At 66.1% G+C, this 26,423-nt stretch carries 26 protein-coding genes; 7 read left to right on the top strand and 19 right to left on the bottom strand.

What is annotated here, in order from left to right; all coding sequences use genetic code 11:
• Positions 1-19 precede the first annotated feature (19 nt).
• The 8 genes from DVT68_RS18800 to DVT68_RS18765 all read right to left on the bottom strand — a co-directional run bounded on the left by DVT68_RS18800 (position 20) and on the right by DVT68_RS18765 (position 8,581).
• On the bottom strand, positions 20-1,015 hold the full coding sequence (locus DVT68_RS18800) for a Csu type fimbrial protein (protein ID WP_158543546.1): 996 nt from the start codon (positions 1,013-1,015) through the stop codon (positions 20-22).
• Positions 1,006-3,258, bottom strand: a complete 2,253-nt coding sequence (locus DVT68_RS18795; protein ID WP_199536145.1) for a fimbria/pilus outer membrane usher protein — start codon at positions 3,256-3,258, stop codon at positions 1,006-1,008. Before DVT68_RS18795 ends, DVT68_RS18800 begins: the two co-directional genes overlap by 10 nt.
• Positions 3,259-3,379: 121 nt before the next feature.
• Positions 3,380-4,090 carry a fimbrial biogenesis chaperone gene (locus DVT68_RS18790; protein WP_114826760.1) on the bottom strand — a complete coding sequence of 237 codons (711 nt, stop codon included), beginning with the start codon at positions 4,088-4,090 and terminating at the stop codon, positions 3,380-3,382.
• Positions 4,091-4,194: 104 nt separating this feature from the next.
• Positions 4,195-4,707, bottom strand: coding sequence for a Csu type fimbrial protein (locus DVT68_RS18785; RefSeq protein WP_114826737.1), 513 nt, complete (start codon positions 4,705-4,707; stop codon positions 4,195-4,197).
• Between the two features lie 209 nt (positions 4,708-4,916).
• Complete coding sequence (locus DVT68_RS18780) at positions 4,917-5,273, bottom strand: hypothetical protein (RefSeq protein WP_114826736.1); 357 nt, start codon at positions 5,271-5,273, stop codon at positions 4,917-4,919.
• Positions 5,274-5,780: 507 nt separating this feature from the next.
• Positions 5,781-7,103, bottom strand: coding sequence for a Xaa-Pro dipeptidase (locus DVT68_RS18775; RefSeq protein WP_114826735.1), 1,323 nt, complete (start codon positions 7,101-7,103; stop codon positions 5,781-5,783).
• Between the two features lie 401 nt (positions 7,104-7,504).
• Positions 7,505-7,882, bottom strand: coding sequence for an RcnB family protein (locus tag DVT68_RS18770; protein ID WP_114826734.1), 378 nt, complete (start codon positions 7,880-7,882; stop codon positions 7,505-7,507).
• 105 nt (positions 7,883-7,987) lie between these two features.
• The gene (locus DVT68_RS18765; protein WP_114826759.1) at positions 7,988-8,581 is read right to left on the bottom strand and encodes an HAD family hydrolase; all 594 of its coding nucleotides are present in this window, start codon (positions 8,579-8,581) and stop codon (positions 7,988-7,990) included.
• Positions 8,582-8,987: 406 nt separating this feature from the next.
• On the opposite strand from DVT68_RS18765, the gene DVT68_RS18760 reads away from it, so the two are divergent.
• The gene (locus tag DVT68_RS18760) at positions 8,988-10,049 is read left to right on the top strand and encodes an NAD(P)-dependent alcohol dehydrogenase (RefSeq protein WP_114826733.1); all 1,062 of its coding nucleotides are present in this window, start codon (positions 8,988-8,990) and stop codon (positions 10,047-10,049) included.
• Positions 10,050-10,302: 253 nt separating this feature from the next.
• Here the strand turns inward: DVT68_RS18760 and DVT68_RS18755 are convergent, their stop codons facing one another.
• Both DVT68_RS18755 and DVT68_RS18750 read right to left on the bottom strand, forming a co-directional pair.
• A complete protein-coding gene (locus DVT68_RS18755) occupies positions 10,303-12,078 on the bottom strand; it encodes a chloride channel protein (protein WP_114826758.1) in 1,776 nt (591 codons plus the stop codon).
• Between the two features lie 176 nt (positions 12,079-12,254).
• Positions 12,255-13,010 carry a YdcF family protein gene (locus tag DVT68_RS18750; protein ID WP_114826732.1) on the bottom strand — a complete coding sequence of 252 codons (756 nt, stop codon included), beginning with the start codon at positions 13,008-13,010 and terminating at the stop codon, positions 12,255-12,257.
• A gap of 144 nt (positions 13,011-13,154) precedes the next feature.
• Here DVT68_RS18750 and DVT68_RS18745 point away from each other — a divergent pair, with 144 nt between their 5' ends.
• The 6 genes from DVT68_RS18745 to DVT68_RS18720 all read left to right on the top strand — a co-directional run bounded on the left by DVT68_RS18745 (position 13,155) and on the right by DVT68_RS18720 (position 19,254).
• On the top strand, positions 13,155-14,585 hold the full coding sequence (locus tag DVT68_RS18745; protein WP_114826731.1) for a lipase family protein: 1,431 nt from the start codon (positions 13,155-13,157) through the stop codon (positions 14,583-14,585).
• A 129-nt stretch (positions 14,586-14,714) separates the two neighbouring features.
• A complete protein-coding gene (locus DVT68_RS18740; protein ID WP_114826730.1) occupies positions 14,715-15,215 on the top strand; it encodes a hypothetical protein in 501 nt (166 codons plus the stop codon).
• A 171-nt stretch (positions 15,216-15,386) separates the two neighbouring features.
• On the top strand, positions 15,387-15,941 hold the full coding sequence (locus DVT68_RS18735) for an RNA polymerase sigma factor (protein WP_114826729.1): 555 nt from the start codon (positions 15,387-15,389) through the stop codon (positions 15,939-15,941).
• Positions 15,938-16,819 carry a hypothetical protein gene (locus DVT68_RS18730; RefSeq protein WP_114826728.1) on the top strand — a complete coding sequence of 294 codons (882 nt, stop codon included), beginning with the start codon at positions 15,938-15,940 and terminating at the stop codon, positions 16,817-16,819. Before DVT68_RS18735 ends, DVT68_RS18730 begins: the two co-directional genes overlap by 4 nt.
• Positions 16,812-17,408: an IMPACT family protein gene (locus tag DVT68_RS18725; RefSeq protein WP_114826727.1), complete on the top strand. Its 597-nt coding sequence runs from the start codon at positions 16,812-16,814 to the stop codon at positions 17,406-17,408. The genes DVT68_RS18730 and DVT68_RS18725 overlap by 8 nt, the downstream gene beginning before the upstream one ends.
• A 76-nt stretch (positions 17,409-17,484) precedes the next feature.
• On the top strand, positions 17,485-19,254 hold the full coding sequence (locus tag DVT68_RS18720; RefSeq protein WP_114826726.1) for an ABC transporter transmembrane domain-containing protein: 1,770 nt from the start codon (positions 17,485-17,487) through the stop codon (positions 19,252-19,254).
• A gap of 38 nt (positions 19,255-19,292) precedes the next feature.
• On the opposite strand, the gene DVT68_RS18715 is transcribed toward DVT68_RS18720, so the two are convergent.
• The 9 genes from DVT68_RS18715 to rlmD all read right to left on the bottom strand — a co-directional run bounded on the left by DVT68_RS18715 (position 19,293) and on the right by rlmD (position 26,368).
• Complete coding sequence (locus DVT68_RS18715; RefSeq protein ID WP_114826725.1) at positions 19,293-20,021, bottom strand: copper homeostasis protein CutC; 729 nt, start codon at positions 20,019-20,021, stop codon at positions 19,293-19,295.
• Between the two features lies 1 nt (position 20,022).
• The gene (locus DVT68_RS18710) at positions 20,023-21,042 is read right to left on the bottom strand and encodes a glycosylasparaginase (RefSeq protein WP_114826724.1); all 1,020 of its coding nucleotides are present in this window, start codon (positions 21,040-21,042) and stop codon (positions 20,023-20,025) included.
• Between the two features lie 103 nt (positions 21,043-21,145).
• Positions 21,146-21,349, bottom strand: a complete 204-nt coding sequence (locus DVT68_RS18705) for a cold-shock protein (protein WP_114826723.1) — start codon at positions 21,347-21,349, stop codon at positions 21,146-21,148.
• A 161-nt stretch (positions 21,350-21,510) separates the two neighbouring features.
• Positions 21,511-22,254: an S-methyl-5'-thioinosine phosphorylase gene (locus tag DVT68_RS18700; RefSeq protein ID WP_114826722.1), complete on the bottom strand. Its 744-nt coding sequence runs from the start codon at positions 22,252-22,254 to the stop codon at positions 21,511-21,513.
• A gap of 21 nt (positions 22,255-22,275) precedes the next feature.
• A complete protein-coding gene (locus DVT68_RS18695; RefSeq protein ID WP_114826721.1) occupies positions 22,276-22,836 on the bottom strand; it encodes an NADPH-dependent FMN reductase in 561 nt (186 codons plus the stop codon).
• Positions 22,837-22,890: 54 nt separating this feature from the next.
• Positions 22,891-23,439, bottom strand: coding sequence for a hypoxanthine-guanine phosphoribosyltransferase (locus DVT68_RS18690; protein ID WP_114826720.1), 549 nt, complete (start codon positions 23,437-23,439; stop codon positions 22,891-22,893).
• Positions 23,436-24,458 carry a beta-N-acetylhexosaminidase gene (gene nagZ, locus DVT68_RS18685; protein ID WP_114826719.1) on the bottom strand — a complete coding sequence of 341 codons (1,023 nt, stop codon included), beginning with the start codon at positions 24,456-24,458 and terminating at the stop codon, positions 23,436-23,438. The genes DVT68_RS18690 and nagZ overlap by 4 nt, the downstream gene beginning before the upstream one ends.
• Positions 24,452-24,979 (bottom strand): CYTH domain-containing protein, encoded by a 528-nt coding sequence (locus DVT68_RS18680; protein ID WP_114826718.1) that lies wholly within the window; start codon positions 24,977-24,979, stop codon positions 24,452-24,454. Before DVT68_RS18680 ends, nagZ begins: the two co-directional genes overlap by 7 nt.
• Positions 24,980-25,054: 75 nt before the next feature.
• Positions 25,055-26,368 carry a 23S rRNA (uracil(1939)-C(5))-methyltransferase RlmD gene (gene rlmD / locus DVT68_RS18675; protein ID WP_114826757.1) on the bottom strand — a complete coding sequence of 438 codons (1,314 nt, stop codon included), beginning with the start codon at positions 26,366-26,368 and terminating at the stop codon, positions 25,055-25,057.
• Positions 26,369-26,423 lie beyond the last annotated feature (55 nt).

Genomic DNA, 26,423 nt, shown 5'->3' with positions numbered 1-26,423 from the left:
CATGCGACAGTTCCGCCCGTCAGTAATAGAGCGTAACTACCACGGTATCGGCGTACTGCCCCGCCGGTGCATCGGGTTGAGCCGAAACCTGACCGTAAACGGTGATATCGACGGGATTACCGCTGGCGTCGGTGGCGCCAGTGCTCATGGCATCCGGGGTATTGCCCCATACCTGGGTTCGGCTGGCATCCCGATACAGCTGATAGCTGACGAAGTTGCCTTGGCCTGACATGCGTCTGAGCCCTGCGTTGTAGTTGAGGCCATTGTCCAGGCCGACTTGCCACGTGGTATTGGCAGGACATTGCACGAGAATCGTGGATAGCCCGTTGACGGCCTGTGTTGGCGTGGAGACCTGCCCGAAATCCAGATCGGTGGCGGTAACCGTGCACGAATTCTCGAAAGTGGCCAGCACACCCGACGTATTGAAGGTCGTGGTTCCTCCTCCGAGGCCTCCGCTACTGCAGTCGGGTGAAGTGCTGCCGCTGACCGTGTTGTAGCGATAGCGGACCGTACCGAGGATGCCAACCTCCTGATATTGGTAGGACGCCGGCACCGACTGGTTGGGATAGACGAGGCCATAGACGAAGTCGTGCAAGGCCACAACGGCGCCGGGCGGCACGACACTTTCCACTTGGTAGTTGAACGTTGAACCGACATCACCAATGAGCTGGGTGTGAGCTGGGTCAGCAAACAGGTCGTAGTTGAGATAGGAGCCGTTGTAATTGGTCATGCGACGGGTCGGCTGCCCCGCGCTCGAGGCGCCAGGCCCCATGTACATGCATACGCGGTAGTAGAACGTCCTGTTCGCACCTGTGTAATCCGGCGAACATTCGATATCCACATCGGAAGAAGACGAGCCTCCATTGCGGGTCACCGCGCCGAAATTCATGCCAAACGAGCCGCTCACGTAGCAGCTTTGCGCCCTTCCCGGCTGGGGTATCAGGGCCAGCAGTGCAAGGACCAGCAGGCAAACCCAGTCATGCCTGCAGCGCGCTCGAAACCATTTCAGCGGCACGGCAACTCTCCGAGGTCGGTCCATCCCTGACCAGGTAGCGGATCGGGAAGTGTGATCGAACACTGCCCCGATGCCAGCGGAACGACCAGGCGTGCGCCGGCAGGTGGATCCTGCAGGAAGACCTTGCCGTCATAGCCCACGACCACCTCCAGTGGCGTTGCGCCTTTCGACTCGAGGAGCGCGCTGGAGCCCGGCGGAATCCATTGGCCGTCCGGGCCTCGCAATGCAAGCACGACCGGTGTGGTTGCACGCATGGGGAAGCGCGCCAACACGCCGCTGGCCGTCGGAGGAACCACGGCAAGATGGACGCGATCGACACTGACCTCGGCAGGAAGCACCAGGGGATCAATCGTGATGTCGTTGTTCTGCCATGCATTCAGTGGCGTGACCAGCAACTGCCCCTTTTCATTCGTGTCGCCCACAAGCCGGTTCTCAAGCATCACGGGCACTCCTCCGATGCCATCGGTCGACACGAGGGCAAAGGAGTCGTCCACCCGGCGCATGGGGAACAGGCTGCCGGACATCAGTAGCAGACCACCGCTGACGTCGAGATAGCCGGTGGAGCCGGACTGCCCGTTGTTATGCCACTGCAGCACACCCGCCCGCCACTCGCCAAAACGGGTCAGTTGGCTCACTTCGGCCTGGTCAGTCGGCTGGTCTCCCGCGCCCGCCTGCACGCGCCAACCCCAGCCGTCCTGATCCCCCGGAATCGACTGCGTCGCGCCGACCGTGACCGTGTTGCCTGAGCCTTGATGCTGCACGCCACTCCACAACTGTCGCCTGTATCCCAGAGGAAGTGACCAGTACAGAAAGACGGTGGAGCCCGTTCCACCGTCGAGGTCATGGGTGAGGCTGAAACTGAAGTTGCCGATGCGGCTGGTGGACTGCGACCAGCTCACGCTTGCGTAGCGCTCGTGTATGTTTCCGGGGAAGTCCTGGCGTAGATAGCTGGCTCCGAGTTGGCCGCGCCCCAGGTTGAATCCGGCAAACGCCTGGTCGACCCGGCGCGGCAGCACCGAGCCTTCGAGGCTGGCGACATCGCTGAATGCCTCATCGCTGCGCAACGTCGACAGGCGGAAGTTGAACAGCCTTCCCTGCCACTCATAACCGACCGCTTCCTGGCGACCGTCATTTTCCCCATGACGACTCATCGCGTACGACGCATTGAGCACGCCGCCTGCCGGCCCCATGCGAAGCTGGATACCGCCGCCCCCCATGGTGAGGTCGCGCGTGACTTCCGCATGGGATTCGATCGTCAGGAAATCACTGACGCCATAGCGGTAGGTGCCCGTGCCCATGGCGTCGGAGGCATACGAAAAGGACCGAAGGCCATAGTCCAGGCGCACCTTGCCCGCTTCGAAGGACCAATCGCTGAGCCCCGCTTGCAGCAGCTGCGAACTGTTGTACAGCGAAAAATTGACCACCCGGCTTTGCCCGGTAATGTCGGTGATCACCACCTGTGCCTGGCCCGCGCCGTTCAGTACAGGCGCGCTGTCGATCTGGAACCGTCCCGGCGAGACCGTTTGCTGCGACTGTCGGATGCCGTTGATGAACATGTCCACGGTCGAGGGCAACGTCGCCTCGCCGGCGAACGAGGCCAAGGGCACGGTCACCCGGTATGGCTGCAGTTCGAAGTTGCGCGACACACGGATACCCCCGAAGCGCGTGGTGCGCGTCCAGTCCAGCGCCGCGTTGGTGGTGTCACCCACCACGATGCTCACCATGGAGGTCGGGAAATCGAGCTCCCACGAGGTATCCAGGCGAACGAAATGGTGTTCGTCACTCGTGCTGCCGCCATAGGTCGCACTCACCACGCTGCTGGTACGCCAGATACCCGGCCCGAGCCCGAACAGACGCAACTCGTTCCAGCCGCTGATTGAGCGACTCCCGGCGCCGTCCTGCCCGTAGATGTCGTAATTGAGCAGCAAGCCGGGGACGCGGGATGCCGGGTCGATCCGTGGTGGTGGTGGCGGAGTGTAGCCAAGTCTGGCCGGAGGTCCGGCCAGCAACTGCGTGGGCGCGAGCAAGCTCAGGCGCTGGTTTGCTTCATCGTAATGCGCCTGGAGCCCGGGTAAATCCGTCAACGGGACAAGTCCGGTCGTCTGCGTCTCTGTTGGCCAGGACAACCCCAGGTCGTGCAAGGTGGAGGCTTCCGCGTAGAGCTCTCCATGGGCCAGGAAGAAGTGCCCCAACGTATGCGTGTCGACACGATTAAGTGTCACGTCGAGAAACAACTCTTCCATGCCAGGGTCATTCGGGCTGGCGGCGCCTGTCGGATCGATCGCATGCGTTTGCACCTGCGGGGCCGTCAGGCCGAACGGCCCCGAAGCCGCCTGGCACACCACGCTGTATGCCGTGATTGCACTAACGGCTAGCGACGTCCAATGGGACGGGGCGTGCTTCCCTGTCGTCATTGAATCGCGCCTTCAGGATTTGGCCAGCGGGCAGTGGGCTTGGCACGTTCACGGACCAGGTCATCTGATTTCCCGGCAAGACATAGCCAACCAGACCGTCATTCAGCACCCTCCCCTGTCCATTCGCCGATGTGAGACCCAGGTGGCTGACGCGGATATGGGTGGGACCATCATTTCGCATGAGCAGGTTCGACGTGCCCGGCGCACCGGCGACCAGTCGCGCGTGCACGGCGTCCAGGTTCGTTTCTGTTGGAGCGGCGCCCGCAGGGGCTCGCGCGACGACGCCGGCGGGCACGATGAAGACGGGGATGGAATAGCGAAGCAGGAGGGTCAGGCCGGAATGCTCGGGTTTCGCCTGGCTCGGCAGCTCATCAACAAGCAGGCGAAAGCTCTGTTCCTGGGCGGGTGCGGCAGGCTGCCGGCGGACGACTCTCACGATCTGACGGTCCCCCGGCGCCACCCGCACGATTGCGGGGCTGGCCACCACGTCGTCCGCCGGAGTCAACCTGTCCTGGCCTTGCTCCTGCGTCCAGCGCTGAACGCGCACCTGCGCTTGAAGCGGCTCCTTGCCAGTGTTGAGCAGAGTGATCGACCGCGCCTGTTCGCTCGGCTGGAATTGCACAATGACCGGCGTCACCTGTAGCGAAGCAGCGTGCGCCATGGGGCTGGCCGTCGCCAGGCAAATTCCCAAGCCCGCCGTCATAAGCGACGCCCTGAGGGCTTCCCTCGGAAACCGACTCATCATGCGCATATGCTTGGCCTCGCTCAGTATGTGAGGGTGGCGGTGACGGTATCCGTATAGGTGCCGGGAGGTTCATTCCCCGCGATCGTTGCGCGCGCGTATACGGGGATGGCGATGTTGTACGCGCTGCCCAGTCCGAGCCCGGTGCCTTCGTGCCAGGTGGGCGACGTATTGCCCCATGGCTGGGTCATCGCGGCGTCGTGGGCCAATGCGTACGGAATCTGGACCGTGCCATTGGTCATCGCGCGGGCGGTGACGTTTGCCGTGGTCAATCCGCCATCGAGACCCACCGTAAACGGCGTGTCCATGGTGCACTGGACGTTGATCGTGCCGTTGGCGTCGAGCGTGCCGGCAGTGGGAATGTGGTCACCGAAATCGATGTTGGAGGTCGTCAGGGCGTTGCAGGTTCCCTCGATGCCTATCCGAACCTGAAAAGAGCTGGTGTAGCTTCCCGATGACTGGGCGATGGCGTTGCCCGCCAGTGTCACGCTTGCCGCCATTCCCAGACACAACAAGGCTGTTGTGCAGGCTTTCATGGTTGCATTCCCTACGTTGGGTGGATCGTTGTTTGCATCCCCTACGCTGGGCGGTTCGCCGCCGCGCAGGCAGCGGTAACCTCGCTCCAATGATCCTCTATTAGAGCAACCACGCCCGTGCAGTGCCCGTGAACCTTGCATGGCTACTTCGTCGTCGAAGGTGCGATCCAGCATGAGGTAAGACTTGGAAGTGCGCCCGCCGTCAGACTTTAGAACTCGATCGTGACCAGGGCGGGTTCAGCCGGGTCGCTGGACTTGACCGTCCTGGACTCCCTGCCTTGGGAACCAGGGAGTGATGTCTTGCCGCGGATCGCATAGCCGCCTTGGTCATTACAGTGCACATCCACGCGAGGGCTGCCCTCCGACACCGAGCTGCTGACATTGCAGCTCGGCACGATGGTCAGCGACACGAGGAAGGTGCTGTGCAGCGTCCCGGGAGGGGATGCGCTTGCCGAGGCTGAAACCATCAGGGCCAGCAGCATTGCAAGCATCTTCAGGGCACGGGTCACGGCAATCTCCACCAACCGGATCTCGAGCGCCGGCATTGCCAAGAGTGTCGGCGCCATTGGTCACGGCTTGAATGCGACATCAGGTCATTGCTGACCACTGTTCCGGCAAAGCCCGGAGAATCTGGTCGTGCGACCCACTTTCCGAGATCGCTAGCGTCGGCTGTGGTTCGGACGTTGAGCTTACTGCGGGTCGAGGCCTTATTTTCCAACAACGGGAGCTCGATGGACTTCGAGCGCCAGTTTCACCATTCGAAGCACGGCCTTCAAAACAGCACCGTTTGGGAACACGGCGGCGCAGAACGCATATTGAGGTCCGTCGAAAAGGTCCGGTAAGGACAGGGGCTCCCGCGGTTGCTGTCGTTCCGGCTGTTCTGCTGGGTCAGCCGACACGGTTGTTGGGCAATAGAAAAACCCCAGCGACGCTAGTCCCTGGGGTTTTTCTTTTTCCGGCCAATGGGTGGCTGCTTACTTGACCGCTGAAAGCCTTGAACGGGAGTAACTGGCGAGCTTCGCGTCCAGATTTACCCGGCAGTGCTGTACGGCGCGACGGCTTGCAGTCCGCCTTCAGCGCTTCAGGTCGTTCTTCTCCACCTCGCCACCCTTCATCACGAACGCGACGTGCTGCAGCTGGGTGACGTCCTGGATGGGGTCGCCGTTGACGGCGATCAGGTCGGCGAAGTGGCCCGGCGACACGGCGCCAATCTTGTCCTTCATGCCGAGCAGATCGGCGGAGTTGACCGTGGCGGCCTGGATTGCCTGCATCGGGGTCATACCCCACTTGGTCATCACGGCGAACTGTTTGGCGTTCCAGCCATGGGGATACACGCCGGCATCCGTACCGAAGGCCATTTTCTCCCCGGCCTTCACCGCACGCTGGAAGTTCTCGCGCTGCAGGCGGCCGACCAACTTCTCCTTCGCGACCGTGCTGGCGGGGAAGCCCTTCTTGGCGTACTCCTCAAGGATGTAGTCGTCGTTGTAGACGTCGAAGTCCAGGTAGGTGCCGTGCTGCTTGGCGAGCTTGAGGCCCTCGTCGTCGATCAGGCTGCTGTGCTCGACGGAGTCAACGCCGGCGCGGATGGCCATCTTGATGGCTTCGGCGCCATGCGCATGCGTGGCGACCTTCTTGCCCCAGCGATGGGCCTCCTCGACGATGGCGTTCATCTCCTCTTGCGAGTACTGCGGTGCGCCCACCGAGGCCTCCGCGCTGAGCACGCCCGCGCTGGCCATGAACTTGATCACGTCCGCGCCGTTCTTGACGTTCTCGCGCACGCGATGACGGATGGCGTCAATGCCGTCGGCAACGCCGTCGATGCTGTGGAAATCGATCCACGGCGAGAATCCGGTGGTGTCGTCGGCGTGACCACCCGTAGCGCCCAGCGGCGGGCCGGACACCAGCATGCGCGGACCCGGGATATCGCCGCGGTTGATGGCATTGCGCAGGGCCACATCGACGTAGTCGCTGGCGCCCAGGTTGCGCACGGTGGTGAAGCCGGCGTCCAGGGTGCGCTTGGCATAGGTGGGCGACAGGATCGCCGAGTCGATCGCGCTGCGCTTGAGGATGGATTCGTAGTAGTCGCCCTTGACCTCGCCCGGATCGCCGGTCAGATGCACATGGCAATCGATCAGGCCGGGCAACAAGGTGGCGCCGCCGAGGTCGATCACCCGCGCGCCAGCCGGCGCCTGTCCGTCGTATCGCACCTCGCTGATCTGGTCGCCGTCGATGATCACCAGCGGGTTGTCACGCACGGCGCCCGCCTGCACGTCCACGAGATGAGCGGCGCGAATCACGATCCGCGTCGGAGCTGGCGCAGGCGCGTCATCCGCGCGGACACCGGCGCTGGCGCCGAGGATCAGGCTGGTGGCAATGAACAGGGGCAACAAACGCATCGACAACATCTCCGGGACAGAAGGCAACATGGCTGCGGGCGAACATAGCCCAGCGATGCGCCTTGCGCCCCGGTCGTGCGATATCCCCCGTTCCCCACCTTAGCGCAATTGACGGCCGGTCGCCCATCGCTGCGGTTCGCACGCGGCGCTGCCGGGTGGCGGCGCCGTTCGCGAGCAACGAAGCTCCCTACGAAGGCTCAGCGGGGCGGCCGGTCGCTCTGGATGGCGACTCAGCAATAGGCCCGCCTCTGCACGAAATTGCGTTGAGAGTTGGCGGACTCCAGCCAGCCGACTCGCGTTCGATGCGAACGCCATCAGTGAATTGCCGCCGGCTTCCACCTTCGTGCCTGCGACGGTCATCACCTCGGTGGCCGGCCCCGCGGGCCGGCCACAATTTCGCCTCAGTGCTGGATCGCAATATCCACGATCAGCCCGGTCGCGATCGCCGTGAGCACCAGCTGTCCGCTGTCGTCGCGGATCCAGCGATATCCCGGTTGCGGCGGGGCTACGTGATAACGCGCATAGTCGGTCACGTAGTACTCACGCGAGTAATAGCGGTCCGGCATGCGCTCGCCGCGGCGATAGGCCTGCTTCTCCCAGCCCTTGTGATTGCCGTTGTCGTGGCGGCCTTCGTCCTTGGGATTGTGGCCCTGCTGGTCGTCGTGGTGGTCCTTGTCCCACTGCGCGTCATGGCCATGCTCATCCTGCGGACTGGCCATGACGTTGAGGCTGCCGGACAGCAGCGCTGCCGAAAGAGCGATGATGAGCAGTCGTTTCATGGCATCTCCGCATGACAATGGGGCCACGGTGGCCCGCCGTTTGCTCAACATAGCGAGGTCGCGGCGCCATAAGAAGTGACTGCGCGGCTGGTCGACGCGATCTGTTCAGCTCACTTCCTGCCAGCGGTAATAGCGGCGATGGGCGATGCGAAGCAGGTCAAAGTCTTCGGGCGTATCACCGTAGGCGTAGACAACGGGATACGTCGCCACGTCGTAAGCCGCGTGCACCCGCCGAGGTTTCTCGTCGCGCACGCATTGCGCCCCTCGATAGCGCCCAGTGAAGCGGCCACCCCTGACTTCCAGCTCTGAGCAGAGAAGCTCCAGACCATGCTGGCGGCACCAGTGCGATAGGTACACATCCAGCGCACCGGAAACCACGACCACACGATCACCTTGCGACTTGTGCCAGTGGATGCGCTCGAGCGCCTGCTCACGCAGGACGCCGGGCAGGATGTCCTGTGCGAAACGCCTGCCCTGCTCCTGCGCGTCGGTCGCCCTTCGGCCAGCCAAGCCGAGCCGCACAGCGCTCGCGCGCATGAGGTTGGCGGACACGAGGCCCAGCTTGTAGCCGGCCACCATCGGCGCCAGCGCCAATCCGCCCACCAGGCGCCGCCTGCGCGATGCCGCGAACTCCAGGAACGGGCGAAACATTTCGCGCGTGGTGATCGTTCCGTCGAAATCGAACAGGGCGAGATTCAAGGCGCACTCCATGGCCGCACGTGACAGTTCATCGAGAACGCCGGCACAACGACCGATGCACCAGCGAATCGCATCCTCAGCGCCGCCCCATGCAAGCGTCAAGTAGTCTCGTCCGTCCGTCGGCGGTCTCAGCATCGGCAAGCCGCAAGCACACTACGTCCCGCGACGGCGGTGCACCGAAATGGCGGCGATATTCGCGGTCGGCGCCTGAAAAGAAGGCCTGTCGTTCAAGCGCTTTCCGAAATTCAGGCGCCAGGAGTTTACCCAGCTATCCGCCCCCTGATGGCGGAGCGCAGCGTTCCCGCCGGAGGATCGGACAGTGATCCCACACGATCCGGCTACCCATCAGGCTGCCCAACTGACCATACTCCCCGCGTTCGCCGTCCCCACCTCCAAGGAGTTTCGCATGCCTCTTTCCATCCACGGCTACGCCGCCCACTCGGCCACCGCGCCGCTCGGCGCCCACCAGTTCGAGCGTCGCGATCCACGCCCGGACGACGTGGTGATCGACATCCTCTACTGCGGCGTGTGCCACACGGACATCCACCAGGCCCGCAACGAATGGGGTCGCAGCGTCTATCCGATCGTGCCGGGCCACGAAATCGTCGGCCGCGTCAGCGCGGTGGGCCGTGAGGTCAGCAAGTTCAAGGTGGGCGACACTGTCGGCGTCGGCTGCCTGGTCGACTCGTGCCAGCACTGCGCCTCGTGCAACGCCGGCCTCGAGCAGTACTGCGAAGAAGGCGCGACCTGGACCTACAACAGCGTGGACCGACACGACGGCCTGCGGACCTTCGGCGGCTATTCCGAACGCATCGTGGTCTCGGACAAGTTCGTGGTGTCCATCTCCGACAGGCTGGACCTGAAGGCGGCCGCGCCGCTGCTTTGCGCAGGCATCACCACCTGGTCACCGCTGCGCCACTGGAACATCGGCAAGGGCAGCAAGGTGGCGGTGGTCGGTCTGGGCGGGCTGGGTCACATGGGCCTGAAGTTCGCCAAGGCGATGGGCGCGGACGTGACACTGTTCACCCGCACTCCCGGCAAGGAAGCCGAAGCGCGCCGCCTCGGCGCCGACCACGTGGTGCTGTCGACCGACCCGAAGCAGATGGCCGCCGTCGCACGCCGCTTCGACTTCATCCTCGACACCGTGCCCTCACCGCACGACCTCAACCCCTACCTCAACACGCTCAGCCTCAATGGCGTGCACTGCCTGGTCGGCCTGCTCGAACCCATCGAGCCGCCCGTGCAGGCGGGGATGGTGGTGCTGGGTCGCCGCTCGATCGCCGGCTCCGCCATCGGCGGCATCGCCGAGACTCAGGAGATGCTGGATTTCTGCGCCGAGCACGGCATCGTCAGCGATATCGAAGTGATTGACATGCAGGAGATCAACGAGGCCTACGAGCGCGTGCTCAAGAGCGACGTGCGCTATCGCTTCGTGATTGATATCGCGTCGCTCAAGCGGGCGGGCTGAGGTAAAGGAGCTGGCTTGACCGTGCTTAAGGTGGAACCTTTGGTCCACCATTGCGGCATCAATGGGAAAGACACTGGATTCCTGCTTTTGCAGGAATGACGAGCAAAAAGGGTCGAACCCTCACCGTCATCCCGGCGAACCCCCAAGGAGGGGGCAAGAGCCGGGATCCAGTGCCTTTGCACATTCCACGAGTACGCTGAATTCGTGCGCTTACCCCCTTTGATGGGGTTCGCAGGAATCACTCAACCAGGCCTCACGACGCCACAGGTTGCTTCGCCTTCGGCCACAAATGCCGCCCCGCCTCACGCGCCTCGCGCAAGCGACGCGCATGCGCCGCCAGCAGATCGCCGCGGGTGACGATACCCACGACCTGCTGGCCGTCGCTGCCGCTCACCACCACCAGTCGTCCGACATCGGCTTCGACCATATGGTCAGCCGCCTCGCGCAGGCTGTGGTCCTCGCGCACCACCAGCGGGGCGCGGCGCAACAGGCTGTGGACGGTGGCGTCATCCGGCGTCGAGGCATCGAACAGGTCGCGCCGAGTCACGACGCCCAGCAGCCGGTCGTCGTCGCCAAGCACCGGAAAACCCTGGTGCTTCGCCGCGGCCTGCTGGGTCGTCAGCCACGCCCGCACTTCGGACAGCGGCTGCGTCGCATGCAGGCTGACCACCTGGCGGCTGCAGGCCTCACCCACGGTGATGCGTTCGAGGTGATCGGCCGCGTACTCGGAAGGCACCAGCACGCCGCGGCGGGCGATCTTCTCGGTCATGATGGTGTTGCGCATCAGCAGCCCGGACACCAGGTAGGCCATGGCGCAGGCGCCAAGCAGGGGCACCAGGCCGTGCGGTTGCTGGGTCGTCTCGAAGGCGAACACCACCGAGGTGAGGAAGGCCCGCGAGGCGCCGGCGAAAATCGCCGCCATGCACACCAGCGCAGCCACGCGCGCATCCACCTGCAGCCACGGCAACCACGCGACGCACACCAGCCCGAGCACGCCGCCCATGGCGCCGCCAATGGTGAACAGCGGCGCCAGGGTGCCGCCGGAGGTGCCGCTACCCAGCGCGATCGACCACGACAGCAGCTTCATCAGGCACAGCGCCAGCATGCCTGCCAGCCCGATCTGTCCGCCGATCACCGCCGCGATATTCGTATAGCCCACGCCAAGCGTGGCTGGCATGAAATAACCCACCACGCCCACGGCGACGCCACCGATGGCCGGCCACCACATCCAGTGGATCGGCAGCTTCTCGAAGCCGTCCTCGATTGCATAAGTCAGCTTGGTGATGCCGACGCTGGCCGCCCCGGCGATCACGCCCATGGCCATATAGGCGGCCAGGGCGCTGAATGTCGGCGTGGCGATGTCCGGCATGGGGAACATCGGCGCATTGCCTTCCAGCAGGTAGCGCACGCCCGTGCCGACGGATGCGGCCAGCGCCACCGGGATCAGCGATCGTGCGCGGCGTTCGAACAGCAACAGCTCCAGCGCCAGCAACACCGAGGAGATCGGCGCCGAGAACACCGCCGCCATGCCGGCGGCCGCGCCTGCGGCCAGCAAGGTCTTGCGCTCGTCCGCCGTCACGTGCAGCAACTGGCCGAGCAGCGAACCGAGGGCGCCACCGGTGGCGATGATCGGACCCTCCGCGCCGAACGGTCCACCCGTGCCGATGGCGATGGCCGATGACACCGGCTTGAGCCAGGTGATGCGCGGCGGAATGCGGCTCTCGTTGAGCAGCACCTGCTCCATCGCCTCGGGAATGCCGTGACCGCGAATGGCCCGCGAGCCCCAGCGCGCCATGGCGCCCACAATCAGGCCGCCCAGCACCGGCACGCCGATCACCCAGAGACCCAGGTGGTTGTAAGCCGGACTGCTGAATTCGGTACTCAGGCGGCCATAGAACGCCAGGTTGGTCACCAGGCCTATGAGCCCGGTCAGCGCACGCGCCACCAGGGCCACGAGTGAGCCGAGGGCCATGGCCAGCGCGGCAATCCACAGCACCCGTCGCTCCAGCGGCCGGAAGTGCCGCGGCATATGCGCGTCGACAAGGGTGGGGTCCAGCGAAGGGGCAAGCGGAAGCGCCGCACGTGAGTGCGGTTCGTGCGGCATGTCAGGGGGCATCGGAAGGCCGTCAGCAACGTAAGCCGGGCAAGGTTACGCAAATGCGAGCGCGAAAGCTGGCTGGAAAATGAACGGCCGGATGACCCGCGTCATTGCGTCAGTGGCGGCGCCTTGGGCGCGTTCCAGCCCAGCAGGTTGTAGACCCGGTAGCGCACGATGCCCGCGTACTCGTGGAGGATGGCGTCGGTCACGACGTAGTTCCACGAGTCGGGCAGCAGTTCGCGGCGCGAGTTGAGCCAGTCGCCGGCCACGGGCTGGGGGGTGATGCCAAAGTGCGCGAAGTACAGCAGCGCCCGGCGAAGGTGGATCCCCGAGGTCACCAGCACCATGTGCTGGGGCGCCAGCTCGGCCAGGATCGGGCGACTGAACTGCGCGTTTTGCCAGGTGGTCAGGCTGCGCGTCTCGAAGGACAGATCGGACGCCGGGATGCCCAGCTTGCGCAACGCCCGCCCATAGACCACCGACTCGGCCTCGCCGTGGTCCTGCGAATCGCCGCCGACCGCCAGCACGCGGCATTCCTTGCCGGTCTGCTTGCAGGCGTAATAAAGCTGCGCCGCGCGCAGTACGCGGCCATCGGCGAAATAGGAAACCTGCAGCGGCTCGTCACCCGCCACCGTGGTGCCCCCGCTGAGCAAAACGATGGCGTTGCGCGGCGCCCAATCGATCGCGGGCTCGACGTCATACGGGCTTTGCAGGTCGCGCAGCAACATGTGAGGGACCGTGCCGCAACCCACCGCAAAAAGCACCACCACGGCCAGCCCCACCAACACGTGTCCAGCCCGGCGCCAACGCCAGCGATAAAGCAACGCCGCCAACAGCAGCATGGCGAACAGGAGGGTCAACATTGTCGTGGTCCCCGGTCCGTGGAAAGTCGTGGCATCTTAGAGCCTCGCCACAATCTGGGGCGAGAGCGCGGCACGGCCCCAGCTCCCGCGCCCACGCCAGCCATCCGGAAGGCCGAATTCCAGGCGCAGCATGGACCCCGCTCAATGACCACCCTCGTCTTCGTGCACGGCTGGAGCGTCACCAGTACTTCCACCTACGGCGCCCTGCCCCAGCGCCTGCAGCAGGAGGCTCGCGCCCAGGGCATCGCCCTCGACGTCGCGGATCTGTGGCTCTCGGAATATGTGAGCTTCGACGACGCGGTGACCATGCCGGACCTCGTGCGCGCATTCGACCACGCGCTGCGCGACCTGCACCTGCGCGGCAGCCGTTTTGCCTGCATCACCCATTCCACGGGTGGCCCGGTGGTGCGCGAATGGCTGCGCGCGCAGCGCGATCGCCCCGGCGCCTTCAGCACCATCCGCCTTACCCACCTGATGATGCTCGCGCCCGCCAATTTCGGCTCGGCGCTGGCGGCCTTGGGCAAAAGCGTGCTGGGACGGCTGCACGCATCGGCTGATGGCGTGGAGCCGGGCCGGCGCATCCTGGACTGGCTGGAGCTGGGCAGCGCCGAATCGCTGTCGCTGAATCTCGACCACATCCACGGCGACGATAGGGCGCAACGCGGGCAGTATCTGTTCGTGCTGACCGGCGATCGCCCTGACCGTTCGCTCTACGACCACATCAACAGCTACACCGGCGAAAACGGCTCCGACGGCGTGGTGCGCGTCGCGGCCGCCAACCTCAATGCGCGACATGCCGTACTCACGCGCCCGGATGGCGGCGGCGACATGCTGGCGCTTAACGTGACCAGCGCGCCGCGCACGGCCTTCAAGCTGATTCCGGGCGCCGCGCACTCGGGAGACGCGCAAGGCATCATGGCCGCGGCCCCCGAAGCCACCATCGAGTCCCTGCTGCGTTGCCTGCAGGTGCACGACGGCGATGGCTACGCGCAGCTTTGCGACGCGTTCGACGCCGAGAACCTCGCGCGCGATGCCGATCTGGTGGAGTTCGAATCAGCGGGCCCGTTTCCCGCCCGCGTACACCTGCACGATCCGCGCAGCATGCTGATCGTGCGACTGACCGACGAAAGCGGCGAGCCCATGCTGGGCGCCCGTGTGGTGCTCAACGCCGGCACGCCGCCCAACCCTGACTGGATGCCGCAAGGCTTCATGCTCGATCGACAGGCCAACAGCCGCCAACCCAATGTGGTCACCTTTTTCCTCAACCACGCGCTGCTCGGCGGCGCCGCCCGCGTTGCCGATCCACGTGGCCACCGCAGGACGCTGCGCGCCGCCGTGGCCGACCATCGTCCCTACAGCGTGACGGTGCAACCGGCCGACCTCGGCGGGCTGGTTCACCATGCGATCGCCACCACCCTGCCCGGCGACGACCTGTTCCATGCGCTTGGCCCGCATCAGACCACCGTGCTGGATGTGGTGCTGCCTCGCAAAGTGCACGAAGGCGTGTTCCGCCTCACCCAGCGGCTCGAACCCGAGGATTTCCATCACCCGTTGGCGGGTCCGGATATTCCCTGACCGCACCGTCATCGCCAACCCGCGGGGTGACATGGCTCGCGCCGCCGTGCCACAGTCGCAATAACTTGCGCCACATCACGGAACAGATGTGAACGGCCGGAGACGGCCGTGACCCACAGGGAGGGACCCATGAAGAAACTGATCCTGCTGGCGATCCTGGCCGGCCTGGCGTTCTGGTATTTCGACTACGGCCGCCGCATGACCGAGACGCAGATCCGCGAGGCCTACGCGGCCGACGAGGAGGCGATGCGTCGCTTCGATGCCGATAGCCTGTGCGCCCGCATGGCTGACGATTACTCCGGCGAGGAGACGACGCGGCGGGGTGATGAGTCGGTCGCGCAGCGCTACGACAAGCCGGGCCTGTGCGGGCGCATCAGGGAGTCCCTGAGCACGATGCAGCGCCTCAGCGCCGCCACGGGCGGCCGCGTGGCGCTCGACATCGAGCTGGAGATCAAGAGCATCGAGCTGTCGACCGATCGCAAGCAGGCGACGGTGCAAACCGTCTCCACGGCCCGCCTGGGCAAGATGACGGTGGGGCGCGATCGCAGCACCGAGCACCTGATCCGTCGTCAAGGACGCATCCTCAGCACCGGTGGCGAGTCCAAGGTCTGGGCCTACGCCCCGCAATAGATCCCCAGGCCTCCGGTTCGGACTTAACCCCACCACGGCGGCCCGTGCGTTCCACCGGCATGGACCTTTCGACGACGCCACTGCCCCATGCCTGCCTATCCGCGGCCGCTCCCAGCGACGACGGCCGCTGATGCTTACGGGCACGGCCGCTTTGGCTTAACCTCGCCGCCCATGGAAGCCCCGGTGGATGACGACGCAACGCTGATGCTGGCCTACGCGCGAGGCGAGCTGGCTGCGTTCGACGCGCTCTACGCGCGACATCGGGGTACGCTTTATCGCTTCCTGCTGCGCAGCGCGCGCGATCCGCGGCTGGCCGAGGAACTGTTCCAGGAAACCTGGAGCCGGGTGGTCGCAGCGCGCACCCGCTACACGCCACAGGCGAAGTTCAGCACCTGGCTGCTGCAGATCGCGCACAACCTGCTGGTCGACAGCTACCGTCGCAAGCGCCCCCTCGCCACGGGGGAGGAAGCCGAACTGGCGCTGATGCAGGTGGCCTCGCCGGATCAGCAGCAGCCGGAACATGTATGGTCCGAGTTCGAACGCCGACGCCGCCTGCAGCGCGCGATCGAGGACCTGCCGGAGGAGCAGCGCACCGCTGTGCTGCTACGGCTGGAAAACGAACTGAGCGTGGAGGAGATCGCCCAAGTCACCGGCGTGGGACGCGAGACTGCCAAGTCGCGCCTGCGCTATGCCATGAACCGACTGCGCGAACAGCTGGCCGAATGAGTACGCACGATCACCACGACGATGCGCCGCCGGGCGAAGATGAGCTGAAAGCGCTCTATCGCAGCCTGCCGCACAACGAGCCGTCGCCGGCGCTGGACCAGGCCGTGCGTCGCGCCGCTGCTGACGCTGTGCGCGCACCGGCGCGTCGACGCCTGCCGCGCTGGCTGCCCACGGCGGCGAGCGCCGCCGTGCTGGTGCTGGTGGCGGGCCTGGGCTGGCGCCTGCTTGAACAGCCCGGCAGCGTGCCGCAAGTACCGACGCCGCCCGCCGTCACTCGCACGCAGGCGAGTCCCACGGCTCCTGCCAACGAGTCGCCCTCGGGCAGCAAGGCTGCGGCAGAGGTCCAGGTCACCCACGTTCCGGAGACCGCCGAAGCCACCGCGCCAGTGCAGCGTCCCGCGGGCACGCAGGCGCCGCCGCAGACGCATGCGCCATCCAACGCCAAAGCGCGTGCACGCGCCTCGTTGTCGCCACGAATCGTACCGCCACCGGAATCCGCCCCGGCGCCGATGGCCATGACGGCGCCGATAGTGGCGCCAACGCCAGCGCAGGCATCACCACCACCCACACCCATGGCGCCGGCGCCAGCCATGATGGAGGCGCCGCACCCCGTGGCGGGCCTGCAAGTCCAGGGTTACGCCAGCCCGCGTGCGTCCGGCGCCATGCGGGCCGTGCAGGCGCCCGCGCCGATGCGACCGATCGATCCCACCGCCGTCAATCCCACCGATACTCCGGCCCAGGAACTCGACAAGATCCGCCAGCTGTTCGCCCTGCAACGCCGTGACGAAGCGCTGCAGCGACTCGCAACCTTCCGCCAGGCGCATCCCGACGTTCCCGTGCCAGACGACCTGCGCGCCCAACTGCCCGATCATGAGTGACACGCTGTACACCCTCGCCCACCCCTGCCAGCACAGCGAGGACATCAAGAAGAGCCGCTTCCTCGCCCAGGCCGCCCCGGTCCAGACGTCCGAACAGGCGCTGGCGTTCGTGCGCCAAGTGGGAGATCCAGCCGCCACGCACAACTGCTGGGCGTATCGCATCGGCCAGGAATACCGCTTCAACGATGACGGCGAGCCGGGCGGCACCGCGGGTCGTCCGATCCTGCAGGCCATCGAGGGCCAGGGCGTCGATCGCGCGGTGGTGGTGGTGACGCGCTGGTATGGCGGCATCAAGCTCGGCGCTGGCGGGCTGGTGCGCGCCTATGGCGGCACGGCCGCCGAGTGCCTGCGCCTCTCCGAACGCGTGCCCATCGTGGCGATGGCCCGACTGGGGCTGCGTTGCGATTTCGCCGAACTGGCCTTGTTGAAGGCACGCCTGCGAGAACTGGAAGCCGACGTGCTGGCGGAAACGTTTGAGGCCGATGGCGTGGCGATGGAGATCCAGCTTCCCGCCCATCGCGCCGAGGAAGCGCAGGCTCGCGTCATCGACATCAGCCGCGGCCGCCATGCGGCGCGCCGGCTGGATTGAAACACCGCCGCGTCCGCCCCACGTTGGCAGGGTTGGCCGAGCCAACGGACTGCCCCAGCCCACGCCGCGAGAACCCATGAGCGATACCGCCGCCACGCCACGCCCGTCCCGCCGCCTCGGCGTCCTGCTGCAGCTGTGGCCGTTCCTGAAGCCCCATCGCAAGCTCGCACTGGGCTGGCTGGTGTTCCTCGCCATTTCTTCCACCGCCACCCTCGTGTTGCCGAAGGCGGTGGGCCACATGATCGACCAGGGTTTCGTCCACGCCAACGCCAGCGCGATCAACGCGACCTTTCTCGGCCTGTTCGCGGTGGCGCTGGTGCTCGCCTTCGCCACCGCCGCCCGCTACTACTGCATCACCCTGCTCGGCGAACGCGCGCTTGCCTCGCTACGCGCGAAGCTGTACGCGCATGTGATCCGCCTCGACGTTGGCTTCTTCGAACGCAGCCGCGTGGGCGAGCTGACCTCCCGCCTGGGCACCGACACCGAAGTAATCCAGGCGCTGATCGGCTCAGGCATTTCGGTGGCGTTGCGCAGCGCGGTGATGCTGCTCGGCGCCACCGCCATGATGATCTGGACCAGCCCGCGACTGGCCGGACTGACCGCGCTGGTGATCCCCGCCGTGATGCTGCCGATCCTGATATTCGGGCGGCGCGTGCAAAAGCTCTCCCGCACCAGCCAGGACCGCCTGGCCGACGCAGCCGCGATCGCCAACGAAACGCTCAACGCGGCGCCGGCAGTGAAGGCCTATGCCCGCGAAGATATCGAGAGCACGCGCTACGGCGGCGCCATCACCCGCGCCTTGGCCACCGCCCGCAAGCGCATCGGCATGCGCTCGATGCTCACTGCGGCCGTGATCGTGCTGTTTTTCGGCGCCCTCGTGCTGGTGCTGTGGGCCGGCGCGCGCGACGTAATCTCCGGCACGCTGAAACCGGGCGTACTGGGTCAGTTCGTTCTGTACGCCTTCTTCGCTGCCGGTTCGCTGGCGGGCCTGTCGGAAGTATGGGGCGATGTGTTGCGCGCCGCCGGCGCGATGGAGCGCATCGGCGAACTGTTCGAGGAGCGCGCCGAGATCGCCAGCCCCGCCACCCACACCCCGCTGCCGAAACCGACGCAGGGCGCCCTACGCTTCGAGCATGTGGAGTTCCATTACCCCAGCCGCCCCGAAGCCAAGGCGCTGCACGATTTCGACCTGGACATCCGTCCGGGCGAGACAGTGGCCCTGGTCGGGCCGTCCGGCGCGGGCAAGAGCACCGTGTTCGCGCTGCTGCTGCGTTTCTACGACCCCCAGCTGGGCCGCATCACCCTCGATGGCGTTGACCTGCGCGCGCTGGCCTTGCCGGAACTGCGCGGCGCCATCGCGCTGGTGCCGCAGGAGACGGTGATCTTCAGCGGCAGCGCCGCCGACAACATCCGCTTCGGCCGCCAGGACGCCGGCGACGACGAAGTGCAGGAGGCAGCTCGCGCCGCCGAGGCGCACGAGTTCATCCGCGCCATGGGCAAGGGCTACGAAGAGGAACTGGGCGAACGCGGCGTGCGCCTGTCCGGCGGACAGCGCCAGCGCATCGCGATCGCCCGCGCCATCCTTCGCGATGCGCCGCTGCTCCTGCTCGACGAAGCCACCTCGGCGCTGGACGCGCAGTCTGAGGCCGCCATCCAGCAGGCGCTGGAGCGTCTGGAGAAGGGACGCACCACCCTGGTGATCGCCCATCGCCTCGCCACCGTGCAGCGCGCCGACCGCATCGTGGTGTTGGACGGCGGCCGCATCGTGGCCCAGGGCACGCACCAGAGCCTGCTGGCCGAGGGTGGGTTGTATTCGGAACTGGCGAGGCTGCAGTTCACGGCCTGAGCGACGTCAGGCGCCGTGCGGCTCAACCTACGGCCAGGTCACTCACGCGACAGCGCCTCGACCAGCGCGCGCACCTGCGCCTCGTCCGTGCGGATTTCGCCGCCATCCATGCCCAGGCCGTCGCCGTAATACGGCATGCGCGACGCGAGGACGCGTTTGGCCGACGCATGAAACTCGTGTGCCCCGGTTTGCCGAGCCAATGCCGCGATGTCGTCGGAATGGATGCCACTGCCGGGCATCACGGTCATCCTCCCTGCCGCCCGTTCGATCAGCGATCGAATCTGCGCGGCGCCACCCATCGCCGTGCGCTGGCCGCCCGAAGTAAGCAGGCGCTCGACACCGAGCGCCATCACGTCATCGAGTGCCGACAGCGGATCAGGCGCCAGGTCGAAAGCGCGGTGGAAGGTGACCCCCATGCCGCCGGCTGCGTCGACCAGGGCGCGACCATGGCGCCGGTCGACGTTGCCTTGAGCATCCAGTACGCCCAGCACCACGCCATCGCAGCCGAAGGCTGCGCATGCCTCGATGTCGCGATGCATGGTCTCCAGCTCCTGCTCGCTGTAGAGGAAGTCGCCGGCGCGCGGGCGGATCAGCACGTATAGCGGCAAGCGCACGCGTTCGCGCACCAACGCGATCTCGCCATGGGATGGCGTCAGCCCGCCCAGTTCGAGCGCCGTACACAGCTCGACGCGCCCCGCCCCGCCCGCCTGGGCGGCAAGCGCGGACGCCAGCGAGTTGGCGGCGACCTCCAGCAGTCGCGCCGCCATCTCAGAACACGCTCTTGGACGCCAGCAGGCCATCCTGCCGTTGTGCGTCGCACACCGCATAGGAGAAGCCCGGCTGGATCGCGAACGCGCCGACCTCGCCGTGGTGATTCATCGCCAGGAAACCCACCTGCAGATCCTTCGATGCGTTCGGGCGCTTCCGGACGATGCGCATGACGGCCTCGTGACACGCCTCCTGCGGCGACCGTCCCTGACGCATCAGCTCCACCACCAGGAAGCTGCCGGCGTTGCGGATCACTTCCTCGCCGACGCCGGTGGAGGTCGCAGCGCCCACCTCGCCATCCACGTACAGGCCAGCGCCGATGATCGGGCTGTCACCGACGCGGCCGCGCAGCTTCCACGCCATGCCGCTGGTGGTGCAGGCGCCGGCCAGACGACCGCTGGCATCGATCGCGAGCATGCCGATGGTGTCGTGGTTGCCCTTGCCGCCGGGCATGCCTGTCTTGCCGTAATCGCGCACTTCGCTGTTGGCCGACGGCTGGTAGTGGGCGTTCTTGAGCCACTCCTTCCAGGCTTGCTCGGATTCGGGGGTCAGCAGTTCTTCCTTCTTGAAGCCCTGCTCCAACGCAAACTGCAGCGCGCCGTCGCCCACCAGCAGCACGTGCGGGGTGCGCTCCATGACCCGGCGCGCCACCTGGATGGGATGGGCAATGTGCTCGAGCGCCGCCACGGCGCCGCAGCTTCCGTCGGCATCCATGATGCTGGCGTCCAGCGTGACATGGCCGTCGCGATCGGGATAACCGGCGCGGCCCACGCTGTGGTTCTTGAGGTCGGCCTCCGGCACCATCACGCCGGCTTCGACCGCGTCCAGCGCATGGCCGCCCTTGGCCAGCACGGACCAGGCGGCTTGGTTGGCGGCCACGCCGAAGTCCCAGGTCGACACCACGCGTGCGCCCGCTTTGCTCTTGTCGCTGCTCCCGGCAAGCGCGTTCGCGCCACCCGCCAGCGCAAAGGCCGACGCGCCCAGCAGCGAGGCCTTCAGGAAATCTCTACGGTCCGCCATCTTTGCTCCCACGTTTCAGCCGCCCAAAAAGAAGCCCCGCGTCTTGCGACGCGGGGCTTCCTCGTTTACTGCACTGACCGGCGCAAGCGCCGGCTCGCCGTGATTAGGCGATTTCGACGCCCGAAGCCTGGGCGCCCTTCGGACCCGTGGTCACTTCGAACTTCACGCGCTGACCTTCCTGCAGGCTGCGGAAGCCCTTGGCGTTGATCGCCGAGAAGTGAACGAACACGTCCTCCCCACCGTCCTCGGGCGCGATGAAGCCGAAACCCTTGGCGTCGTTGAACCACTTGACCGTACCGAAACGCATTGCGTGAACCTCTGAATCATGGACTGGATGCACCACGGTAAAGCGCTGAACCACCTTGACCCCTTGGTCCGCCGCCCCTGGCACAGCGGAAGTATCAACATGTTTTATGGCAAAGCGCAATACGGTATCGTTTTTGGCTCGATCAAAACCCGATCTATTGCTCAGCTTTTGAGCAACTCGCCGAGGATACGGGGCACCTCGGCGGTGGCCGCGGCCAGATGGGCGAAGATTTCTTCGATGCTGATTTCCGCTTCATCCCCGCAACCTGCTGCAAAATTCGCCACCAGGGCAAGGCATGCGTAAGCCAGGTCGAGTTCGCGGGCGAGCACCGCTTCGGGCATGCCGGTCATGCCGACCAGATCGCAACCGTCGCGCTTCATGCGGGCGATCTCGGCCCGGGTCTCCAGCCGGGGACCTTGCGTGGCCCCATAGCAACCACCATCGATGACCGCCACGCCCGCCTTGCCGGCGGCTGCGATCAGTTGCTGACGCAACGATTCGGTATAAGGCTCGCTGAAATCGATGTGGCGCACTTCGGCGCCCTCGACATCGCAGAAGCTCGTAAAGCGGCCATGCGTGTAGTCGATGACCTGGTCGGGCACGACGATGACCCGTGGCCCCATGTCCGCCCGGATGCCACCAACCGCATTGACGCCCACCACGCTGCGGGCGCCCAGCGCATGCAGCGCCCACAGGTTGGCGCGGTAGTTGACCCGGTGCGGGGGCACGGTATGGCTCTCGCCATGACGGGCCAGGAAGGCCACGCGGCGACCGGCGAAGTCACCGATCACCACGTCGCCGGACGCGGCGCCAAACGGCGTGTCGACGCGATGGCGGGAAGCGTTTTCCAGGCCAGGGAAGTTGTACAAACCACTGCCGCCGATGACGGCCAGATCGATAGTCACGGGTCGTTCCTGTCTTTCCAATTAGAAGTCTTTCGCCGTCGCCGCCAGGCGCGCGGCGAACCCTTGCAGATGGCGCCCCAGCGCCTCGCGTGTGCGCTCGTCGGTGAGCCGTCCTTCGACCAGCTTGGTGTGAGCCTGGTACACCAGCACCTCCCCCTGAGGTTCGGTGCGGGCGCCGGCGCGGCGCAGCACCAGCCGCAACTGGTCCTGTGCGCGCACCGTGCCGGTGATGCCGGGACTGGCGCCGATGAGGCACACCGTCTTGCCGGCCAGCGGCGCCACCTTGCGCGACTTGCCGCTGCGCGAGGCCCAGTCGATGGCGTTCTTCAACACGCCGGTGATGCCGCCGTTGTATTCCGGGCAGGCCATCAGCAAACCGTCGGCCTGCTCGATGGCGTCCTTGAACGCCGCCACCGGCGCCGGATCACCCTGTTCTTCCACGTCCTGGTCGAACAGGGGCAGCTCGTGCAGGCGATGGATATGGATGTCCATGCCGCCCGGCGCAAGCTCCTGTGCCGCGTGCAGCAGCGCGGTGTTGAACGAGGCCTGCCGCAGGCTGCCGGAAATGCCAAGGATGTTCATGCGCCCTCTCCGTGCTCGTCGAACCGTCGCCCATGGCGACGGCCCTGGGTCCACTTACTTCAGCGCGTAGATGCCCGGCAGGTTGCGTCCCTGCTCGTGGTAGTCCATGCCGAAGCCGAACACGTAGCGGTCCGGCAGCTCGACCCCGTTGAAATCGGAAACGATGCCTTCGGCGAGGCGGTCGTGCTGCTTGGTGCACAGGCTCGCCACCAGCACGCGGCGCGCGCCACGGCGCAGGCAGTCGTCGCGCACGGCCTTCAGCGTGTGACCTTCGTCGAGGATGTCATCGACCAACAACACGGTGCGGCCGGCCAGGTCCGCCGCCGGCTCACGCAGCCAGTGCAGGTCCTTGCCGGTGGTGGCGCCGCGATAGCGCGTGGCGTGCACGTAGTCGAATTCCACATCCGTACGGATCGCCAGCGCCAGGTGCCCGGCGAAGATCAGCGCGCCATTCATCACGGTGAGGAACACCGCGCGCTCACCATCAAGCTCGGCGTCGATGCGTCGACCCATGTCGGCGATCACCGTTTCGAGTGCGCCGCGGTCGTACAGCAGATCGGCATCGGCGAGGGCCGCAGCCAGCGAGGGAGTGTTTGCAGTCATGCCTGGGTTGATCCTTCCACGGCATGCAGCGCCGTGATGCGCGCGATGAAACGCTCGCGCTGCGGGTTGTCGATAAGTCCTTCCCAGGTGGAGGCCACAGCCCCACGCAGGGCAGCCAGCCGTTCGGGAGCCGAGGCTGGGCGCCCGTGCACGGCGGCAATCGCCTCCTCCACCGCGTCCGGGAAACAGGCCAGCACGAGGTCGCAGCCTGCATCCAGGTGGGCGTTGACGCGAGCCGCCACACCGCCGGCGGCGCCGGCGGCGGCCATGCTGATGTCGTCGCTGATCACCGCGCCGTTGAAGCCCAGCTCCTGACGCAGCACCTCGCCGATCCAGCGTCGCGAGAACCCGGCAGGCTGCGCATCCACCGCGGGATAGATCACATGCGCCACCATCACCGCCTCCGCATGGGCGGCGATGCCTTCCGCAAAGGGCACGAGATCGTCGCGGCGAATCTCGTCCAGCGAGCGCGGATCAATTGCAGCAGCCTTGTGCGTATCCACCGCGACCGAACCGTGTCCCGGGAAATGCTTGAGCACCGTGGCCATGCCGCCCAGATGCATGCCGCGTACATAGGCCTGCGCCAGTTCGGCTGTGACCGCAGGGTCGGCGTGGAAGGCGCGCGGGCCGATCGCGGCGTTGCCGCACGCCAGGTCGACCACCGGCGCGAAGCTGAAGTCCACGCCGCTGGCGCGCAGCTCGCTGGACATCACCCAGGCGTGCTCCTCGGCCAGCCGGATGGCATCCTCGGCGTCGCGGTCGTACACGGCGCCGATCGCCGACAGCGGCGGCAGGCGGGTGAAGCCTTCGCGGAAGCGCTGCACCGGGCCGCCTTCCTGATCGACGGCGATTAGCATGTCCTCGCCGCCCACTTCGCGGATCGCTTCGACAAGCGCGACCAATTGGTCACGCGAGTTGAAATTGCGCGAGAACAGCACGACGCCCGAAACACCGGGCGCCGTGAGCCACGCATGCTCGGACGCGGCCAGCGTGGCGCCGGCCAGGCCGATCATCAACATGACAGCGGCTCCACCGCGGCGCTGCGTTCCTCCGCCGTCCACTGCGCATACGGGTGGTCGATCAGGTTGACGTTGTAGTAGCGCGGCAGATGGCTCACCTCACGCCCCAGCCACGAGGGCCGGGGGAACGAGGCATCGGTCGAGTCCAGCTCAACTTCAGCCACCACCAGGCCGGCGTTGTCGCCGAAGAATTCGTCGACCTCGAACAAGGCGCCGTCGACGGTGACGTAATGGCGGATCTTCTCCAGCACGCCGTCGCAGAGGGTGGCGAGCATCTGCTCGGCATCGTCCAGCGGAATGGGGTACTCGAACTCCGCCCGCTCGATGCCGAGCTGCGCGGACTTGATGTTGAGCCAGGCATGTTCGCCGGTGCGACGGACCCGCACCGAGGAGAGCGCCAGCCCGTCGCGCAGCGCCTGCGCGCCGATCAGATACCCCTGGGCGATGCGCTCGCTTCGCGAGGCGGCGTCGCGCCAGCCATCGCCGTTGAGGAGGAATTTGCGTTCGATCTCGATGCCCATGGCCTGAACCGTTGGATGGGTTGGAGGAAGGGAAGATGGCGGATGCAGGACAACTGCCCTGCCCCACTCACCTGCCTAGCGTTCGAACAGAGCGATCGATTCCACGTGGGCTGTATGCGGGAACATATCCATCACGCCCGCTGCGCTCAAGCGAAAACCGTGCTTCTGCACCAGGATGCCGGCGTCACGCGCCAGCGACCCCGGGTGACACGAAACGTACACAATGCGCCGGGTTTCCTTGTGCGGCAGGTATTCCAGCACCTTGTCCGCGCCGGCGCGCGGTGGATCGAGCAACATCTTGTCCCACGGCTGCCTGGCCCAGTGCGCCTGGCGCTGATCCTCGAACAGGTTGGCCACTTCGAAGCGCGCGTGAGTAATTCCGTTGCGCGCGGCATTCTCCGCGGCGCGCTCGACGAGCCCGTGCTCGCCCTCCACGCCAACCACCTCGGCCACGCTACGGGCGATCGGCAGGGTGAAATTACCCAGGCCGCAGAAAAGATCGAGCAAGCGGTCGGTCGGCTGCGGGTCGAGCAACTGCATCGCCAGCGCCATCATGCGCTGGTTCATGCCGGCGTTGACCTGCACGAAGTCCAGCGGCCGGAACTCCAGCTCCACGTCCTCGATCGCCGCATCGCCACTGGGAATGCGGAAGGCCAGGCGCGGATGCTCCGGCCACAACGGATGCACGCTGGACACGCCGCCGGGCTGCAGGTAGATGGCAAAGCCATGCTGCTGGCCGAAGGCGATCAGCGCCGCACGGTCGCGCTCGCTCAACGGAGACATGTGACGGAACACCAGGGCGATGGTGTCGTCGCCCGCGGCGAACTCGATCTGCGGAATCTCATTGGCGGCGTCCATGGAGCTCACCAGCTCGGCGAGCAGGCCGATCTTGGGACCCAGCGCGGGGTGCACCACCTCGCAATGGCTGATGTCGGCCACGAAACGCGGATTGCTCTCTTCGCGAAAACCCACCAGCACACGGCCCTTCTTGGCCACGGAGCGCACGGACAAGCGGCCCTTGCGTCGGTAGCTCCAGGGCTGGTCGGTCAGCGGCGGCAGCCACCGCGCCGGCTCGACCTTGCCGATGCGCTCGAAGTTGTCCTTCAGCACGCGCTGCTTCACTTCGATCTGCGAGTCTGCATCCAGATGCTGCAACGAGCAGCCACCGCACTGGCCGAAATGACGGCAGCGCGGTTCCACGCGGTGCGGCGAACGGGTGATCAACTCGACCACCTCGGCTTCGTCGTAGTGGCGATGGCGCTTGCGGATGCGCAGCTTCACCTGCTCGCCGAGCAGGGCGCCGCTGACAAACACGGCCTTGCCGTCGATGCGGGTGACGCCTTTGCCGTCGTGGCTGAGGTCGGTGATGGTGGCTTCAAGTTCGGTCATGGTGTGCAACATGGGTTGAAAACGCGCGCGCCCGGATCAGCAGACCCGGGCGCGA

It is taken from the genome of Dyella solisilvae (genome assembly GCF_003351225.1).
GTDB lineage: Bacteria > Pseudomonadota > Gammaproteobacteria > Xanthomonadales > Rhodanobacteraceae > Dyella > Dyella solisilvae.
The sequence above is the reverse complement of the archived record's forward strand: the minus strand, read 5'-3'. Positions and strand labels throughout refer to the sequence as shown.

Coding starts and splice junctions, on each gene's coding strand:
- DVT68_RS18680 (WP_114826718.1), bottom strand. CDS start 24,979: ATGGGCATCGAGATCGAACGCAAATTCCTCCTCAACGGCGATGGCTGG.
- DVT68_RS18710 (WP_114826724.1), bottom strand. CDS start 21,042: ATGGCGGACCGTAGAGATTTCCTGAAGGCCTCGCTGCTGGGCGCGTCG.
- DVT68_RS18770 (WP_114826734.1), bottom strand. CDS start 7,882: ATGAAACGACTGCTCATCATCGCTCTTTCGGCAGCGCTGCTGTCCGGC.
- DVT68_RS18715 (WP_114826725.1), bottom strand. CDS start 20,021: ATGGCGGCGCGACTGCTGGAGGTCGCCGCCAACTCGCTGGCGTCCGCG.
- DVT68_RS18775 (WP_114826735.1), bottom strand. CDS start 7,103: ATGCGTTTGTTGCCCCTGTTCATTGCCACCAGCCTGATCCTCGGCGCC.
- DVT68_RS18740 (WP_114826730.1), top strand. CDS start 14,715: ATGAAGAAACTGATCCTGCTGGCGATCCTGGCCGGCCTGGCGTTCTGG.
- DVT68_RS18720 (WP_114826726.1), top strand. CDS start 17,485: ATGAGCGATACCGCCGCCACGCCACGCCCGTCCCGCCGCCTCGGCGTC.
- DVT68_RS18705 (WP_114826723.1), bottom strand. CDS start 21,349: ATGCGTTTCGGTACGGTCAAGTGGTTCAACGACGCCAAGGGTTTCGGC.
- DVT68_RS18745 (WP_114826731.1), top strand. CDS start 13,155: ATGACCACCCTCGTCTTCGTGCACGGCTGGAGCGTCACCAGTACTTCC.
- DVT68_RS18790 (WP_114826760.1), bottom strand. CDS start 4,090: ATGGCGCACGCTGCTTCGCTACAGGTGACGCCGGTCATTGTGCAATTC.
- DVT68_RS18725 (WP_114826727.1), top strand. CDS start 16,812: ATGAGTGACACGCTGTACACCCTCGCCCACCCCTGCCAGCACAGCGAG.
- DVT68_RS18755 (WP_114826758.1), bottom strand. CDS start 12,078: ATGCCGCGGCACTTCCGGCCGCTGGAGCGACGGGTGCTGTGGATTGCC.
- DVT68_RS18695 (WP_114826721.1), bottom strand. CDS start 22,836: ATGAACATCCTTGGCATTTCCGGCAGCCTGCGGCAGGCCTCGTTCAAC.
- DVT68_RS18730 (WP_114826728.1), top strand. CDS start 15,938: ATGAGTACGCACGATCACCACGACGATGCGCCGCCGGGCGAAGATGAG.
- nagZ (WP_114826719.1), bottom strand. CDS start 24,458: ATGTTGATGATCGGCCTGGCCGGCGCCACGCTGGCCGCGTCCGAGCAT.
- DVT68_RS18795 (WP_199536145.1), bottom strand. CDS start 3,258: ATGGAAGAGTTGTTTCTCGACGTGACACTTAATCGTGTCGACACGCAT.
- DVT68_RS18750 (WP_114826732.1), bottom strand. CDS start 13,010: ATGTTGACCCTCCTGTTCGCCATGCTGCTGTTGGCGGCGTTGCTTTAT.
- rlmD (WP_114826757.1), bottom strand. CDS start 26,368: ATGACCGAACTTGAAGCCACCATCACCGACCTCAGCCACGACGGCAAA.
- DVT68_RS18690 (WP_114826720.1), bottom strand. CDS start 23,439: ATGACTGCAAACACTCCCTCGCTGGCTGCGGCCCTCGCCGATGCCGAT.
- DVT68_RS18760 (WP_114826733.1), top strand. CDS start 8,988: ATGCCTCTTTCCATCCACGGCTACGCCGCCCACTCGGCCACCGCGCCG.
- DVT68_RS18780 (WP_114826736.1), bottom strand. CDS start 5,273: ATGGCGCCGACACTCTTGGCAATGCCGGCGCTCGAGATCCGGTTGGTG.
- DVT68_RS18735 (WP_114826729.1), top strand. CDS start 15,387: ATGGAAGCCCCGGTGGATGACGACGCAACGCTGATGCTGGCCTACGCG.
- DVT68_RS18785 (WP_114826737.1), bottom strand. CDS start 4,707: ATGAAAGCCTGCACAACAGCCTTGTTGTGTCTGGGAATGGCGGCAAGC.